Source organism: Apilactobacillus apisilvae, assembly GCF_023380225.1.
In the GTDB taxonomy this organism is placed as follows: domain Bacteria; phylum Bacillota; class Bacilli; order Lactobacillales; family Lactobacillaceae; genus Apilactobacillus; species Apilactobacillus apisilvae.
The window spans coordinates 531,534-548,881 of the sequence record NZ_CP093362.1; the positions used below are offsets into that span (position 1 = coordinate 531,534).

Sequence of the window (17,348 nt, forward strand, 5' to 3'; positions counted from 1 at the left end):
AACGTATGAACGGTAAAAAGTAAATATTTAAAGGGAATTTGACCCATTAACAATAAAAAAAGATTCGAAAAGCGAACTTTTCGAATCTTTACAAAAGAATAAATTCTTTTTATTCGTCAATACCAGAAACAACACCGGCACCAACAGTGTGTCCACCTTCACGGATAGTGAACTTAGTACCATTTTCAATGGCAACAGGCTTAGTTAACTTAACGTTAAACTTAGCATTATCACCAGGCATAACCATTTCTACACCATCTTCAAGTGTAATAACACCTGTAACATCAGTTGTATGGAAGTAGAATTGAGGACGGTAGTTTGAGAAGAATGGAGTATGACGTCCACCTTCTTCTTTACTTAAAGCATAAACTTGTGCATCAAATTCTGTATGAAGTTTGATTGAGCCAGGAGCTGCAACAACTTGTCCACGAACAACTTGGTCACGGTTTACACCACGAAGTAACATACCAACGTTATCTCCAGCTTCACCTTCATCAAGAGTCTTACGGAACATTTCAAGACCAGTAACAGTTGTCTTTAGAACGTCTTCTACAAGACCAATAATTTCAACTTCGTCACCAACTTTAACAACACCACGATCAATACGACCTGATGCAACAGTTCCACGACCAGTGATAGTAAATACATCTTCAACTGGTAATAGTAATGGTTTTGAATCATCACGTTGAGGAGTTGGAATGTATTCATCAACAACATCCATTAAGTGTAAGATAACATCTTTTTGTTCTTGGTCATCTTGTAATGCTTTAAGAGCTGAACCACGAATAACAGGAATATCATCACCTGGGTAATCGTATTCTGAAAGTAATTCACGTACTTCCATTTCAACTAAGTCAACTAATTCGTCATCATCAACTAAATCAGTCTTGTTTAAGAATACAACAATGTATTCAACACCAACTTGGCGAGCAAGTAAAATATGTTCACGAGTTTGTGGCATAGGACCATCAGTAGCAGCAACAACTAAAATAGCACCATCCATTTGAGCAGCACCAGTAATCATGTTCTTAACGTAATCAGCATGTCCTGGGGCATCAATATGAGCATAGTGACGTTTTTCAGTTGAGTATTCAACGTGGGCAGTGTTAATAGTAATACCACGTTCTTGTTCTTCTGGAGCAGCATCAATTTGTGCGTAATCTTCAGCATCAGCTAAACCTTTTTCTGATAGCACTTTAGTGATAGCTGCAGTTAAAGTAGTCTTACCATGATCAATATGGCCAATAGTACCAATATTTACATGGGGTTTTGTTCTTTCATAATGTTCTTTTGCCATTTATGAAAACCTCCTATAAATTCGAAAGATTTACATTGAATTAATACAATGTATCTTTATGAGTTATTATACTACATCTTCCCAAAAAGACAAAATAACATATCAATCTCAAGAAGAATTCTTTTAATATTATAGCTACTGTATTTTTATTTGTAAATACTTAATATATAATTTTTAACATAAGTTTATAAATGATTTTAATTTAAACCATTAAATTTACTTATAATTATAGAAATAATTTTAAAATCAGAATTGTTTTTATCAAATTTACTAATATTTTTATCTAAATAAGCATCTATAGACAGATTATACCAGTTATTCAAATCAGCAATTATTTTATCATTCAATGGATACATTGAAATCCCCTGGTATTCGAAATATGCCCTTAATTTAAAATATTCCATTGGATTATTATTAGCATATTCTTCATATAGTTTATTATTAATATAATTGTATGAATACATAGAACTTAATTCTTTTAAATTAGACAGATGAATATCATAAATATTTTTATCCAATCCAATAAATTTAACTGTTTCTTTAAGATTAAGCTTTCTAAAAGTATCTAATAATTCTGACTTAATAATAGAATCAACAAAAGGATCCATTAAAAGATATTTTGAATATTTGGTAAACAAAGCCAATGGCAATTTTTGTCCTTCTAATAAGCTTTTTTTTTGACTGTATAAATTTTTATATAATCCCATATGATAAAAGTTATTAGACAACTCTCTAGCATAAATGGATTGTGTATTAGTAAATTGATGTTCTGATTGTTCAATTAGAATAAAAATATCATCAATTTCATCAAATGTATTTGAAACTTGAACAGCAAGTTCTCTTGACTTTATAAACTCGTTATTTTTGAGAAGGATTTTTACCAAAAGTCTAAAATCATCATAGTTTTTAACAAATGCATTGATATTATCATATACTATATTTATAGCTTTAATAAATTGCTTCTGCATAAAATAACTCTTAGCCAAAAGAACGGGAACTGGGAAAATATTTTTATTTTGATAAATATCTAATAATTTGTTTATAGCTTCTTGATAACTTTGATTTTGAATATCTAGTTTTATCTGTTGGATGTTTTTATTTAATTTATTGTCCATAAAATTACTTTATTTATTTTCTTTATTTTTATAATTTTTTTTAGATGTATGTTTATTTCTTCTATGATGTTGATTAACTTCCATAATAACTGGAAGGATAACTGGTCTGCGTTTAGTTTCATCAAATAAAAAGTGACTAATTTGTTCTCTAACAGCTTGTTTTAAATGGCTCCAGTCAAATTCTTTGTTATCTAAATTAGATTGTATTGTTTTAGAAACAATTTGAGATGCATCGTTCATCAAGTCTTTATTAGTCTTGACATAAATGAATCCCCTAGAAGTAATTTTAGGCTTAGATATAATCAATTTTTTCTTACGATCAATTGTTACAACTACAATAAAAATACCATCTTCTGATAAAACCTTACGATCTCTTAAGACAATGTTACCAATATCTCCAATACCAATACCATCAATCATAGTATTTCCAGCATCAACTGAATTTCCATGATGGATTTTATTACCATCATATTCTAGAACATCACCTTTGTTAGTAATAAAAACATTATTTTTATCAATTCCTAATTCAATGGCAGTTTTCTTACTTGCATCCATCATCATATATTCACCATTCACAGGGATAACATACTCAGGATTTAATAAATCCATCATCATTTGTAAATCTTCATCACTAGCATGATTAGAAATATTTAAATCATCTGAAACTGTCTTAACTTGCCCATCCGCTCTATATACCATATCTCTAGTTTTGGCCATGGTATTATCCAAAGCTGGTGATGGAGTTGTAACTATTAAAACAACATCTCCGGGTATCAAATTAACGCTTTTTTCCTTTTGCGAAGCCATTCTCTGAATAACTTTAATTGGTTCACCAACTGGATTAGTTTCTAAAATTACAATTTCATGTTTATCTAATTCATTAAGTTCTTTAGCAGTTTTAATAATCATATCGTCTTTAGGAATAACTAAATACCCTAATTCTATTGCCGTTATAACTTTTTTAGACAAGTCGTGACCAATATATACTTTTCTTTCAGATTCAGCGGCTGCATTAAAGACTTGTTGTAATCTTAGAATATTAGAAGAATTAGCAGCTATAACAATTCTTTCATCGTTGTCTTTTAAAACATTAAAGATATATCGTTCAGCTTTTAGTTCATTGTCCATTGGAAATGGATTATCTGCATTGCCAGAATCACTAAGCAAAGCTATGACTTTTTTTTCACCAACTCTAGCTATATCTCCATATGCTGTTTTATATTCGCCTTTTAATGCTGGATCAAATTTAAAATCACCGGTATAAACAATTTGCCCTTCATTAGTTGACAAAACAATCCCCATTGAATCAGGAATTGAATAACTAGTTTTAAAGAAACTAACTGTTACATCATTAAAAATGATTTCACTTTTGGGATCAATTACATTATAGTCATTAAAGCTCTTAGATTTAGGATTATCGTTGATTTCATTCTTAGCTAGTTCAATTGTTAATTTAGATCCAAATATAGGCACATTAAAATCACTTAAGAAATAAGGCAATGCACCAATTGAATCATCTTGACCATTAGATAGAAATACACCAACAATTTTATCTTTATTTTCCTCTAAATATGAAAAATCAGGAATAACAACATCTATCCCTAACATTCCATTTTCTGGATATTTTAAACCACAATCTAAAATATAAATTCCATCATTGATTTCCACGGCATATAAATTTTTACCATTTTCTCTAACGCCACCTAGAGGAATGATTTTTATATTATTTTTCATAATTCACCTCATACTATAATAAAATAAAAAACTTTTATTTTGAAACTATAAATTTCAAATACGAACAAAATATACACTCGTTATAGTGTATCATATTTTATGTTATTTAATAACTCTTTTGGTATTACAAATATTATGTATAAAAAAAGATGGAACTATTAGTAATAATAGTTCCATCTAAATTATTAACGACGTAAGCCTAAGCTCTTGATCAAGTCACGGTAACGTGTAACGTCTTTGCTACGTAGGTAACGTAGTAAATTACGACGATGACCAATTTTTTTCATTAAACCACGTTGTGAATGAAAGTCTTTTTTGTTAGCTCTCATATGATTATTAATTTCAGTAATATCTGCAGTTAATACAGCAATTTGTACTTCAGCAGAACCTGTATCGCCATCATGACGAGCATACTTCTTAATAATATCGTTTTTCTTAGTTTGTGTTAAAGCCATTGTAATTCCCACCTTTCAAAATTTGCAATATACCTTGAACTGAGTAATACGTAAAAGTGAGATAACGTTAAAACTAAGTTCAGGTAATAAATTACATTATTTATAATACTATGTAATTTAAAAAATATCAAGTTTTAATAATAATATTAAAGTATACAATTATAATAATACTATTGCATTTATATACTGTATTTTGTATAATAAAAGTCGTTGAAATTTGAGGATTTTTATTAAAATTCGACATTTACGGAGGTGAAATTAATGCCTGTTATCAAATCTGCTATTGAACGTGTAAAAACAAATGAAAAAGCTAACAAACGTAACTCATCACAATTAAGTGAAATGAGAACTGCTGTTAAAAAGTTTGAAAAAGCTGAATCTAATGGTGCTGACAACCTTGAAGAATTATTAAACAACGCTGTAAGTGCTTTAGATCACGCAAGTTCTAAAGGTTTAATCAAACCTAATAAAGCTGCACGTAACAAATCTCGTTTAGCTGCAATGATGAATAATAAATAAAGATTTTTAATCTTTGCATTAAAAAAGGACAATCAGTCATTGATTGTCCTTTTTATTCTACATATTTTTATCAATAAATTTAATCATAAACATTTCGAATAATAATCCAGCAGACATATTGCTCGATTTCATTTGAATTTCAATATCAACTAATCCCAAATAAGCATCAATTAATTCTTTATATTTATAGTCTCTAATACTGTGCAAAGCTAGTTTAATACGATAAGGATGAACTCTTAATTTACTTGCCAGTTTTCCCTGACTATAGCCTTTGTTACTCATTACTTTAACTTGTATCAAAAGTCTAAATTGAGATAAAAGAATTGCGTTAATTTGTAAAGGTTCATTATTACTAGAAATTAATTGATTATATAATTCAATTGAGCTACTACTATTTTTATTTATAACGTAATTAACTAAATCAAAAACATTTTGATCTAAAGACTTAGTTACGACTTTTTCTATGGATAATTTATCAATAACTTTACTTTGATGACAATAAAGAAATAATTTATCCAATTCACTCATTGCATTTGATAAATCATTAGAAGTTCTTTGCAATAAGTAACTTAAAGATTGATTATCAATGTAATACCCATTATTATCGATTTTATTTTTTAAAGCATTCTTAATATCATGATCAGAAATATTATTCAAATCTAAAATAACAGCTTTTTTTTCAATAATTTTATTAATTTTTTTTCTAGAATCTAACTTTTCATAAGGAGCTATAACAAGCATAATTGTATTTTCTTGAAGGTTATTTAAATAGTTTATAAAAGAATTTATATCATGATCAATTTTTTCCTTAACCCGATTACCAGTTAAAAAATACGGATTATTGATAATAACTAATCGCTTTTCGCCAAAAAAAGGTAAAGAAAGGGCATCCTCTACCGCATTTGAAATATTAGTATTCTCCATATCATAATTTGCATAATTCATTGCAATCTCATCTTTTGGAATTAAAGAGATAAATTTATTTTTGATTTGTCTTATTAAATATTCTTGATTTCCCTTTATTAAATAAAGAGGCTGAATATTATTTTGAGTCAAAGAGTTAAAAAGTTCATTAATCTTCAAGGTCATTCTCCTTTAAAAAAGTTTTCCAGTAGTTTCCTAAAAAGCCATATTTATATGATATCATACCCTGCTTTTGAGTATTAAAATAAGTTATCTGACGTTTATATAGTTTGTCTAAGACTTCATTATTAGGATGATGGTATCGATTATTTCTACCGGCTGAAATGATTGCGACTTTAGGATGAATGAAATCTAAGAATTTATCACTACTAGAATTTTTGCTTCCATGATGACCTAGCTTTAAAACATCTGCTGTTAAATTAGGATACTTATTGATTATATCTATTTCACCATTTTGACCTAAATCCCCCATAAATAGCCAATTAAGATTGCCCTTTCTAGTTCCTAAAACAATTGAATCTTCATTATTTCCAAGTCCTGGTTTAAAAGGATGATATATTTCAAAGGGAAAGTTAAAGATTTTAGAATTAGCGCTAACAAAGATTAACTTAGTCGATTTTAAGTTAGGTAAAATTTTGTCCATAAAATTTTTGTTGTCCTTTGTTCCTTCACCAATAATAATCCTTTTTACATATAGATTATTAAGAATACTAGGAACATCACCTGTATGATCAGCATCTTGATGAGTTAATACCAAGTTATCAATGTAATTTAATCCATGACTTTTTAAATAATTAATAGAAATTTTAGGCGCTTTATATTTAGGACTAGACGAAGTTTTTCCAAATTGAACTTTTCCACCGGTATCAATCATTGTGATAGATTTATTGAATGGTTCTCTTATTAAAAAACTGTCTCCCTGGCCAACATCAAAAGTAGTAACCTCACCGGATATTGGAAAATGAATAAATACATATGAACATATGTAAGCTATTAATAAAATAATCATTTTTTTATTTGAGTAATTGGCAATTAAAAATAAAGTCATAATTAATAAAATTAAACATACGAACACATTTGGCTTCCCAAAAGTTATATTTCCTGGTAATTTACCAATAAAATTAAGTATATTATCAAAATAAGATAAAATCGTAGCAGTTATATCACTAAAAAAAGGAATAAGCGGATAAGTTAATATGGATATTGTTATTAATGGCATAATAATAATTGAGAATATAGGAATTACAATAAAATTAGCCAACATTGTTAGTAAATGCCATTCAAAAATCCTATAAATAATTAGGGGTAAGCTAATTAAATTCATAAAAATAGTTTGAAAATAGGTATTAAGATTTTTAGTATAAACAAGTCCAAAAGCCAAAACATAACTTAACTGACAACCAAATTGAATTAACATCTGCGGTTGTAAAAACAAGTTAATTATAATTGATAAACTCCAAATGTCTAAAGAACTTATTTTTCTTTTAAATAATGCTAAAACCATACTAATCTCAACTGAGATGATAGAACGCAATAGTCCAATCGATGATCCTGCAAGAATAAAAAAGATTGGTAATATAATTATTAAAAGTAACAAATACTTTTCACGACTAATTTTGCAATTGATAAATAAAAAAGTTAATACTCCAATAATGTAAAAAACATGCAATCCTGAAATACTAAATAGATGAATAAGTCCCAAAGTTTTCACCCCAGATAATTCATCATTAAATGAATCATCCATTTTACCCAAAAAAAGACTATTAAAATATAAATTTAAAGGTTTAGGTAAAGCGTTACCATATTCTATGAGTTTTTGTCTAAAATTATGAAGTTTGTCAATTATAGATATTCTGTTAACTGCTTCAATTTTCGTGATTTTACTAACATAAATACTTTCATAAATATCATTAGATTGATAGTATTCTTTCATGTTAAATTCATTTTCATTAGTTGGCAAATGTATTGGAGATATTTTACAATTAACAGTTAAATTAACAGCACTATGTAAATGTTTAATATAATTTATATCTTGATTACTATAAAAAATATATTTTTTATTATCTTTAGACTTACATACACCACTATAACTATCATCTTTAATTTTTAATTCATCAGGATGAATTAAAAGTTCCATAGAAACATTATCTTTAGAAACGAAATTATAATTATTTATAAAATAAAATTTTAAAGTACAAATAAAGCAAAAAAATATTGATATCAAAATGGTATACAAAGTAGTCTTAAAGCTACGCAAAAAAAGCATTCGTAACATCCATATTAAAATCAATATTATTCCTAAAAAAAAATTACCAAAAAATATAATACTTATTATTACACAAAGAATTGCTGGAAATATAAATAGATTTTTAATTTACTTTGGTAAATAAGAGCTAAATTTAACTTGATTAATCATTTCTTCATTTAATTCAACTTTATGCAAACTAACATTTTTCTTTTTAATTAATTCTTTCGCATATTCGTCATTATGATAATTTCTCAAATAGTTTATCTTAATAATACCAGACTGCAATAGTATCTTTGTACATTGTAAGCATGGAAAATCGGTTACGTATATTTCTGAACCATCAGTAGCTTCTCCAAATTTTGCACATTGTGAAATTGCATTCATTTCTGCATGAATAGTTCTAACACAATGTCCTTCTCGCATATAGCAACCAACATCAATACAATGATCATCCCCAGATACTGAGCCGTTATATCCTCCTGCAATAATTCGACGATCTCTGACTAAAGTTGCTCCTACAGATAATCGATTACAAGTACTCCTAGTAGATAATAAAACTGCCTGTAACATAAAATATTGATCCCAAGGAATTCTTTTCTCACTCATTTTATGTTCACTCCTAAATAATATTTATATTATATTATATCAAATAATTATATTTCTAAATAATCTTTAAGTTTTTCAAATGTTTTATCTCCAAATCCACTAACCTTCTTTAATTCATCAACATTATGGAATCCGTTATTTTGATTACGATAATCGATTATTTTATCTGCATTTTTGTCTCCAACACTATCCAATTTCTGTAATTCATTTTTATCAGCTGTATTTAAATTCACTTTAGAACGATTATTTGTGTTAGAATCTTGTTCTTCTTGAGTATTATTATTTGTTTTCTTATTAACAATTACTACTTGTTGATCGTAAATTTTTTGTGCTAAATTCACTGATGATTGGTTAGCAAGCCTTTTAAAACCTCCTGCATATTTAATAATATCAGTAACTCTATCGTCCTTATTACACTTGTATACTCCAGGAGCATTAACTTCTCCTTTTATATCCACATAAATATTATTATCTAAACTGCTCGTTTCAATATTTTTTGAATACGAGCTATTAGATATAGGGTAACTATTAATTGCATTATCATTAGAATGATTTTGAAAGTAAACTATAAACATTAAACCTAATGAAATTAAAATTAGTATTAATACAATCATCATTTGATAAAAATATTTTAATGCAAAACCTTTGATGTTATAAATGAAGTTTTCTATCTTATTCACCTTTTCCTCCCTTTAAAACTTATATACGAAAAAAGGAAGATAAAATCTCTTCCTTTTTTAAATTTTATTCAATTGTTTTAATGCATCATCAAAATTAGTAACTGGAATGACTTTCATATTAGATGCATATTTTTTAGCTGTTTTAACCGCCAGTTGATAATTAGTCATGTGATTTTCTTCAAACTTTAAAGTTTCCTTAGTAGGTTTAACATAAGGAGCTAAAAAGTATTTACATCCAGCGTTCTTAGCGGCAATTATTTTTTTATCAATACCACCAATTTCTCCAACATTACCATGTTTATCGATTGTACCAGTACCAGCAATATTTTGATTATGCCTTATATTTTTACCAGTAAGCTGACTGTATATTTGCAAAGAAAACATTAATCCACCAGAAGGTCCACCAACGGCACCAGGATTAACTTTAATTGGAATACTAGGTTTAACTGTATCATTATCAATTAAAATAATTCCAATTCCAGGAACCTTAGACCCAAATAATTTAATCAAAGGTTCAGTAGATTCATGAATTTCCCCATCATGATTAAACTTTATAGTAACCTTTTCTCCAATTTTTTTATTATTAATATATTTTCTAAATTGTTCTGAATTATCAAAACTTTTTCCATCAGCACCAATAATTGTATCTCCTACTGATAGTTTATCTTTAAATTTAGACTTATTATCAATATTCAAAACGTAAATACCGTTATATTTTAAAGAAACCTTCTTATTTGCGTGCAGATAGGCATTATAAATGGCTTCATTAATTGAATTAATCATATAAAAATTTTGAACTTTCATATATGTTTGATTATCTTCACCATTAGTAGCATCTTCAACGCTTTCAATCGAATAATGCGGATTAAGTTTGGCATATAAATAACTAGCGGGAGAAGCTTTAGACTCGGTAACTGTGGTTAACATAAAACTACCCTTATTGTTATCTTCATGATTATTAATTTTAATGATTGATTTTATATCAGTAACATTTCCAGGGCTTTCAATATATTGAGGTAAAAATGGTGTAAACATGATTAATATACCAATAATTAGGCCAATAATTGATATTAATAATACTTTATTTCGTTTATTTTTGAACAATTAAAAAATCTTTCCCTTCAATTTATTTAACACGTTCTCAGGAACATATTGAGATACATCTCCTCCAAAATGAAAAACTTCCTTTATTAAGCTAGAAGATATAACCTGATATTTAGGCTTAGCAATTAACAGCATTGTATCAATACTATTATCAAGATTATAATTCATATTAAAAATTGAGTTCTCGGCACTAAAATCATTAATATTTCTAAGTCCACGAACAATAACACTTGCACACATTGATTTAGCAAAATCCACAATCAATCCATCAGCAATTTTCACATCAACATTATCTAAATTTGATACATTTAACTTAACCATTTGCATTCTTTCTTCTAAAGAAAACATACCATTTTTATTAGTATTCTTTGCAACAGTAACAATTAATTTATCAAACTGCTTACTAGCGCGCTTAATTAAGTCTAAGTGTCCATTAGTAATCGGGTCAAAACTACCTGGAAATATAGCAATTGTCATTTAAGATCACTCCTGTAATTTGTAGATAGAGATAATCGTTATTCCATATTTTTTCTGTTGAATCATCTTATATCCTTCAACATTATCTTCAAGAATGACATTATCATCAGTTTCACACACAACAATACCACCATTATTTAATAAATTTAAATTTTTAATTTCATTTAGTTGAGTAATCATTTTTTGATCTTTATATGGTGGGTCCAAAAAAACAATATCATATTTTCTATTATTTTCAGATAAATATGTTAATGCATTTTCAGCGTTCATTTTTAAAACGTTAAAAGCATTTTTATCCTTGGTAATTTTAATATTTTCGTTAATTGTTTTTATAGCAGAATATTGTCGATCTACTAAAGTAGCACTATCAAAGCCTCTTGAAACTGCCTCAATCGATACAGCACCAGAACCTGCAAACAAATCTAAAAAATTTCCGCCATTAAAATAGGGACCAATCATATTAAATAAAGATTCTTTAACTTTATCAGTAGTAGGCCTTGTTTTATTTCCAGGTACTGACTTTAAGTTTCTACTGCCAAACTTACCGGATATAATTCGCATTTAAACACCTCTTAATATTCATCGTCATCTTTTTGGTCATCAATATCTTCTTTTTGTGAAAGATCATTATACAAACCAATATATGGTGAACTTAAAACTTTTTTAACCAATTTTAATTTTTTCAATTTTTCTGTAACCAAATCATAATTATTAGAATTAATGTACATAACTACATAGTGCATACTATCAGATACATAGTAAATTAATCCATACTTTTTTAATTGTCTGATTTGTTTAGTGGAATATACATAAATAATCAGAGATCTTCTATTTTCTAGCATTTTATTCAAAATACAATCCTCCAAGAAAATATTTAGAAATCATAACGTTGTTTCTTTTGTTTCGAGCTAATAACTAAAATCATACCAATACACAAAGACAAAGTAATCATACTAGAACCACCATAACTAATAAAAGGAAAAGTTACACCCGTAATTGGTAACATACCACTTACACCACCTACGTTAATAAACGCCTGAATAGTTAAGTACGAACCTACGCCATAACATATTAATGTATCATATGTATTTCGAGAACGAATACCTAGTTGGATACACCTAACGATTATAGTTAATAATAAAAACAGAATAAATAATACTCCGATAAGTCCTAATTCCTCAGCCACAATGGACATAATAAAGTCAGTATTAGGTTCAGGTAAGTAACCTGTTTTTTGAATACTATTACCTAATCCGACTCCAAAGACACCTCCGTTACTCAATGCATAATATGAATTAACTAATTGAGCACCGATACCTTGAGAGTATTTAAATGGATCAGTAAAAGAAATTATTCTTTGAATTTGATAATTATCAGTTCCATTACTAAAAATCATAGCTAATAGTTTAACTACTAAATATGAAATCACAGATGTAATTCCTAGTAACAAACCTGCGCCACGCCAATTAATTCCACTAGATAGTAACAATACAAATAAAATTAAAAAGTTAATAATTGTACCACCTAAATCAGGTTGAATAACAATTAAAAAAAGTAAAAATAATGTAGTAAGAATTTGGGCTCTCATAGAAGCCCACCAATGACCTTCTAAATATGGTTCTTTTTTAGTTATCGTTGCAGTAAATCTTAGTAATATATATACTTTCGCTACTTCAGTAGGTTGAATATGAATGGGACCTAAAGCAATCCACCCAGCAGCACCATTTATACTATGGCCAAATAATTTTAAATAAATTAAACTACAAAATAAAACTACAGAGAACAATCCTAAAAATTTAGGATTCCTAACGAATTTATTATTACCTGCTAAGCATAAAATTATTAAAAATAAACTAATAAATAAATATATACTTTGTTTAAACAGATATTCAAAAGGAGTGCCTCCATTTTGAACTGCAATATTCGAACTAGAAGAATAAACCATTATTAATCCAATAAAAGATAGAAGAATATAAGGTATAAAAATATAATAATCCATCGTTAAAAAACTTTTCTTTAAGTTCGATATATGTTGTTTAAATTTAAACATAAATACATCTCCAAAAATTGCTAATATTAATAATATTATAGCATAATCGAGGCTATTCTTTGAAAATTGAATAAAAAAAGAGTAAGCCATTTGGCCTACTCTTTTGATTTTAATTTTAGTTATGACGTTTACGCTTAGATTGCTTTTCACGTTCATTAGTATTCAAAATATCTTTTCTTAAACGAACATTTTCAGGAGTTACTTCACAAAGTTCGTCATCATTTAAGAATTCTAGAGATTCTTCTAGAGTTAAATGATCTGGTTCGTTAATTTTAGCTGTATCATCTGATCCAGCAGCACGAACGTTAGTTTGTTTCTTACCCTTTGTGATATTAACTGAAATATCATTATCACGGCTATTTTTACCAACAATCATACCTTCATATACTTCGGTACCTGGATCAATAAAGATAGTACCACGATTTTCAATACCCATTGTAGCGTAAGTTGTACTCTTACCTTGATTAATTGAAACCAAAGCACCATTTCTTCTACCTGGGTTCCAATTCTTAACAACTGGCATGTACTTTTCAAAAGTATGGTTCATAATTCCATAACCACGAGTAAGTGATAAGAATTCTGCTGAGTAACCAATTAATCCACGGGAAGGTGCCAAGAATGTCAAACGAGTTTGACCATTACCAACATTTTCCATGTTTTGCATGTTACCTTTTCTTTCAGATAAGGTTTGAATGATTGAACCAGAGTATTCTTCCGGAGTATCAATTTGAACTGATTCAAATGGTTCACATTTTTCTCCGTCAATTTCACGAATGATAACTTGTGGACGTGAAACTTGTAGTTCATATCCTTCACGACGTAAGTTTTCAATTAAAATTGATAAATGTAATTCACCACGTCCAGAAACTGTCCATGCACCAGGGTTATCAGTTTCATCAACACGTAATGAAACATCAGTATGCAATTCACGTTCAAGACGATCAATTAGTTGACGAGCAGTAACAAATTTACCATCTTGTCCAGCAAATGGTGAAGTATTAGTACCAAATGTCATTTGTAGAGTTGGTTTATCAATTCTTAAAATTGGAAGAGCTTCTTTAGCAGAAGGATCAACAATAGTTTCACCAACATTAATATCTTCCATACCAGAAATAGCAATTAAATCTCCGGCTTTAGCTTCGTTAATTTCTAACTTCTTAAGTCCAAAGAATCCCATAAGCTTAGTAACACGGAAATCTTGAGTTGAACCATCAAGTTTCATAACGGTAACACTATCTCCAACTTTAATAGTTCCACGGAAGATACGACCAACACCAATACGACCAACGAAATCATCATAATCAAGCATAGCAACTTGGAATTGTAATGGTTCATCTGAATTATCAATAGGAGCTGGAATAGCATCAACGATAGTATCAAAAACAGGTTTCATTGAATGTTCTTGAGTGGATAAGTCATCATCATAACTTGAAGTTCCATTCATTGCTGAGGTATAAATAATAGGAAAATCAAGTTGTTCTTCATCAGCACCTAATTCAATAAACAAGTCAAGTACTTCATCAACAACTTCACTAGGACGTGAACCTGGACGGTCAACCTTGTTAATAACTACAACTGGTGTTAGATGTTGTTCTAACGCTTTTTTCAAAACAAAACGAGTTTGAGGCATAGTACCTTCAAAAGCATCAACAACTAGTAATACACCATCAACCATTCGCATGATACGTTCAACTTCTCCACCAAAGTCAGCATGTCCTGGAGTATCCAAAATATTAATTTGTTTATCTCCATATCTAACAGCAGTATTCTTTGAAAGAATTGTAATACCACGTTCACGTTCAATGTCATTTGTATCCATTGCACGATCTTCAATCTGAACGTGTTCATCTAATGTATCTGATTGTTTTAATAATTCGTTAACCAATGTTGTTTTACCGTGGTCAACATGGGCAATAATAGCAATATTTCTAATATCGTCTCTTGTCTTCATATGTTTGCCATCCTTTCGAAGTATCCACTTATCTCTTACTTAGCAACTCGGAATCAAGTTATTATTTTATATAAATTTACACATAAGGTCATTACTTTACTAAGTCAAGTATTTCCTTATGTGCAATCTTCGTCGCTATCAATACAGTTTCTGATGATACCATATCAAGCGCATTCCCGTCAATAGTGGTCACAGTAATGCCTAGGCTATCACACATGACTTTTCCAGCAGCAATATCCCAGGGCTTCAAATGTGAAATATACCCTATAAGTTCACCTTTTATAACGGAAATGAACTGAATACCAGCACTTCCATATATTCTTACACCAGAGCTTTTATGAGCAATAGATTGCATATTATCATAATCATTTATTAATAATGGTGCACTCATCCCCATAAGGCCATTATTTAATGAAATATTTTTTGGACTAAAAATTTCTTTATCATTCTCATAAACCTTTCCAAATATTCCATGATAAAGTTTATTTTGCATAACATCTAATATATATCCTAAAATTCCTTTTCCATCTATATACAGAGCAAGCATAATTGCAAAATGATTTTTTTCCTTAACAAAATTCATAGTTCCATCAATTGGATCAATAATCCAAACATGTCCACTCATGGAATTTACGTTATCACCAAATCCCTCTTCACCTAAAATTTTGGATTTAGGATCAATTTCCCTAATATTATTAACTAAAAATTGTTCATTACTCTTATCCACATTAGTAACTAAGTCTTTACGAGTAGTCTTAGTGCTAACATTAATATCTTTATTAATATAATCTAAGGTATTTTTTCTTGTTAATCTAATAAGATTTATAATCTTTTTATCTGTTGTTTTTATCCATTCTTCATCCATAAATTAAATCACCACACATAAATATATCAATTATTTATTCATTCTGACATTTTTAGATTTATTATTTGTTGCAGCTTTAAAAGTTTTATAAATACTGTATCCTGATATATTAAAGAAATTACTATCAATTTGTTTTTGTTCCATTTTGGAAGGATTTATACTTTGAAAATGTTTATATAATTCAATTATTTGATCTTTGTTAATTCCATTATTATCTTCATACGCTTTTTCAACAGAGTTGTACAAACTCATCATTGAAATAATCTCATTCCTATTCCAACTTTCAAAAATAGGATATGAATAGTTCTGACTCATTATATATTTCACCTACTTTTGCATTACTTTATTAATTATATTTTTAGATTGTTCGACAGAATGATCTAAAAAATCTTTTTCATTGTCAGACAACGAAAAAGTTATGTACTTAAAGATACCTTTTTCATTTATAAAAACAGGTGAGGAAAAAACTTCAATTGCATTATTTACCTTCGACAAATTTGTTAAATCTAAAATGGTAGGTTTTTTATGGTAAAGAGCATCAATAATAATTATTATTGATTTAAAATTTAATACATCATCTTTTATAGTTTTACCATCTGCCAAATCACCACTAATCTGTTCCCTAATTTCGTCTTTGAACAAGTTATTTTTATCAGATAAATATGACAAAATGGGTGACTGTCCAATATATGATCGACTCCAAGAAATAACATTGCAAGCATTATTGCCTAATGTACTAATACTTATATCTGAATAGTTAACATTAAAATAATTTTTTAAAATATTTTTTACAATTAAAGTATTAGGCAATGTTCCCAAACCAATTATATTATGAAAAGATTTTCCAGTGAATTTATTAGCAAAGTATGTAATAACATCATCATGATAACCATTAATCAATATTTTGCCATCGAATCCTTTCTCTATGGCATCATTAATTAAAAGTCTAAAATTAGATACTTTATCTTTTAAAAATTCAATGTTATCAACATTTTCTGGAAAATCATACAAATATAGAATGGCATCAAAGTTTTCAAAATTATCTACTGGTGTATTTAGAATCTTAAAATTGTTACAAATATTTAGCGTTAAAAATTCGTTAAAAAAATTTTCTAATTTGTTATTTAACGATAAAACTTCTATTGGATAATCAATTATGCTTAAAAACTTAACAAATTCTCTAATTCTTGTAGTATTACCAGATAAAATCAATCTATTATTCATATAATCCCCCTATTAAACTTTCATAATATATTATACATAATTTAATTAAATTTAGATAAAAACATTTAAGAATAAAATTTAACATACGTTAAATTATTT

18 protein-coding genes are annotated in these 17,348 nt (G+C 28.2%); 1 reads left to right on the forward strand and 17 read right to left on the reverse strand.

Annotation, left to right across the window (positions count from 1 at the left end; translation table 11 throughout):
- Window positions 1-109: 109 nt before the first annotated feature.
- From tuf to rpsO, 4 genes are all read right to left on the reverse strand, one after another.
- The gene (gene tuf, locus MOO46_RS02670; protein WP_249511479.1) at window positions 110-1,297 is read right to left on the reverse strand and encodes an elongation factor Tu; all 1,188 of its coding nucleotides are present in this window, start codon (window positions 1,295-1,297) and stop codon (window positions 110-112) included.
- A gap of 197 nt (window positions 1,298-1,494) precedes the next feature.
- Window positions 1,495-2,412, reverse strand: coding sequence for a hypothetical protein (locus tag MOO46_RS02675; RefSeq protein WP_249511480.1), 918 nt, complete (start codon window positions 2,410-2,412; stop codon window positions 1,495-1,497).
- A 9-nt stretch (window positions 2,413-2,421) separates the two neighbouring features.
- The gene (locus MOO46_RS02680; RefSeq protein WP_249511481.1) at window positions 2,422-4,146 is read right to left on the reverse strand and encodes a ribonuclease J; all 1,725 of its coding nucleotides are present in this window, start codon (window positions 4,144-4,146) and stop codon (window positions 2,422-2,424) included.
- A gap of 185 nt (window positions 4,147-4,331) precedes the next feature.
- The gene (gene rpsO, locus MOO46_RS02685; protein WP_249511482.1) at window positions 4,332-4,601 is read right to left on the reverse strand and encodes a 30S ribosomal protein S15; all 270 of its coding nucleotides are present in this window, start codon (window positions 4,599-4,601) and stop codon (window positions 4,332-4,334) included.
- 261 nt (window positions 4,602-4,862) lie between these two features.
- On the opposite strand from rpsO, the gene rpsT reads away from it, so the two are divergent.
- Window positions 4,863-5,120, forward strand: coding sequence for a 30S ribosomal protein S20 (gene rpsT / locus MOO46_RS02690; RefSeq protein WP_249511483.1), 258 nt, complete (start codon window positions 4,863-4,865; stop codon window positions 5,118-5,120).
- A gap of 57 nt (window positions 5,121-5,177) precedes the next feature.
- Here the strand turns inward: rpsT and holA are convergent, their stop codons facing one another.
- The 13 genes from holA to MOO46_RS02755 form a co-directional block, all read right to left on the reverse strand.
- Window positions 5,178-6,203, reverse strand: a complete 1,026-nt coding sequence (holA, locus tag MOO46_RS02695; protein WP_249511484.1) for a DNA polymerase III subunit delta — start codon at window positions 6,201-6,203, stop codon at window positions 5,178-5,180.
- Window positions 6,193-8,181, reverse strand: coding sequence for a DNA internalization-related competence protein ComEC/Rec2 (locus MOO46_RS02700; protein WP_249511485.1), 1,989 nt, complete (start codon window positions 8,179-8,181; stop codon window positions 6,193-6,195). The genes holA and MOO46_RS02700 overlap by 11 nt, the downstream gene beginning before the upstream one ends.
- 237 nt (window positions 8,182-8,418) lie before the next feature.
- Window positions 8,419-8,898 carry a ComE operon protein 2 gene (locus MOO46_RS02705; protein ID WP_249511486.1) on the reverse strand — a complete coding sequence of 160 codons (480 nt, stop codon included), beginning with the start codon at window positions 8,896-8,898 and terminating at the stop codon, window positions 8,419-8,421.
- A gap of 47 nt (window positions 8,899-8,945) precedes the next feature.
- Window positions 8,946-9,578, reverse strand: coding sequence for a helix-hairpin-helix domain-containing protein (locus tag MOO46_RS02710; protein WP_249511487.1), 633 nt, complete (start codon window positions 9,576-9,578; stop codon window positions 8,946-8,948).
- 57 nt (window positions 9,579-9,635) lie between these two features.
- Entirely contained in the window at window positions 9,636-10,682 is a 1,047-nt protein-coding gene (locus MOO46_RS02715) for a SepM family pheromone-processing serine protease (protein ID WP_317619371.1), read from the reverse strand.
- Entirely contained in the window at window positions 10,683-11,159 is a 477-nt protein-coding gene (gene coaD / locus MOO46_RS02720; protein WP_249511488.1) for a pantetheine-phosphate adenylyltransferase, read from the reverse strand. It abuts the gene before it with no gap.
- A 6-nt stretch (window positions 11,160-11,165) separates the two neighbouring features.
- A complete protein-coding gene (gene rsmD, locus MOO46_RS02725; RefSeq protein WP_249511489.1) occupies window positions 11,166-11,720 on the reverse strand; it encodes a 16S rRNA (guanine(966)-N(2))-methyltransferase RsmD in 555 nt (184 codons plus the stop codon).
- Between the two features lie 11 nt (window positions 11,721-11,731).
- Window positions 11,732-12,001 carry a DUF2129 domain-containing protein gene (locus tag MOO46_RS02730; protein ID WP_249511683.1) on the reverse strand — a complete coding sequence of 90 codons (270 nt, stop codon included), beginning with the start codon at window positions 11,999-12,001 and terminating at the stop codon, window positions 11,732-11,734.
- A 32-nt stretch (window positions 12,002-12,033) separates the two neighbouring features.
- Entirely contained in the window at window positions 12,034-13,209 is a 1,176-nt protein-coding gene (locus tag MOO46_RS02735; RefSeq protein WP_249511490.1) for an FtsW/RodA/SpoVE family cell cycle protein, read from the reverse strand.
- Between the two features lie 115 nt (window positions 13,210-13,324).
- The gene (typA, locus tag MOO46_RS02740) at window positions 13,325-15,160 is read right to left on the reverse strand and encodes a translational GTPase TypA (RefSeq protein WP_249511491.1); all 1,836 of its coding nucleotides are present in this window, start codon (window positions 15,158-15,160) and stop codon (window positions 13,325-13,327) included.
- Between the two features lie 91 nt (window positions 15,161-15,251).
- Complete coding sequence (locus tag MOO46_RS02745) at window positions 15,252-16,025, reverse strand: inositol monophosphatase family protein (protein WP_249511492.1); 774 nt, start codon at window positions 16,023-16,025, stop codon at window positions 15,252-15,254.
- 30 nt (window positions 16,026-16,055) lie between these two features.
- Window positions 16,056-16,340: a UPF0223 family protein gene (locus MOO46_RS02750; protein WP_249511493.1), complete on the reverse strand. Its 285-nt coding sequence runs from the start codon at window positions 16,338-16,340 to the stop codon at window positions 16,056-16,058.
- Between the two features lie 12 nt (window positions 16,341-16,352).
- On the reverse strand, window positions 16,353-17,249 hold the full coding sequence (locus tag MOO46_RS02755) for a Rossmann-fold NAD(P)-binding domain-containing protein (protein ID WP_249511494.1): 897 nt from the start codon (window positions 17,247-17,249) through the stop codon (window positions 16,353-16,355).
- Window positions 17,250-17,348: the final 99 nt, after the last annotated feature.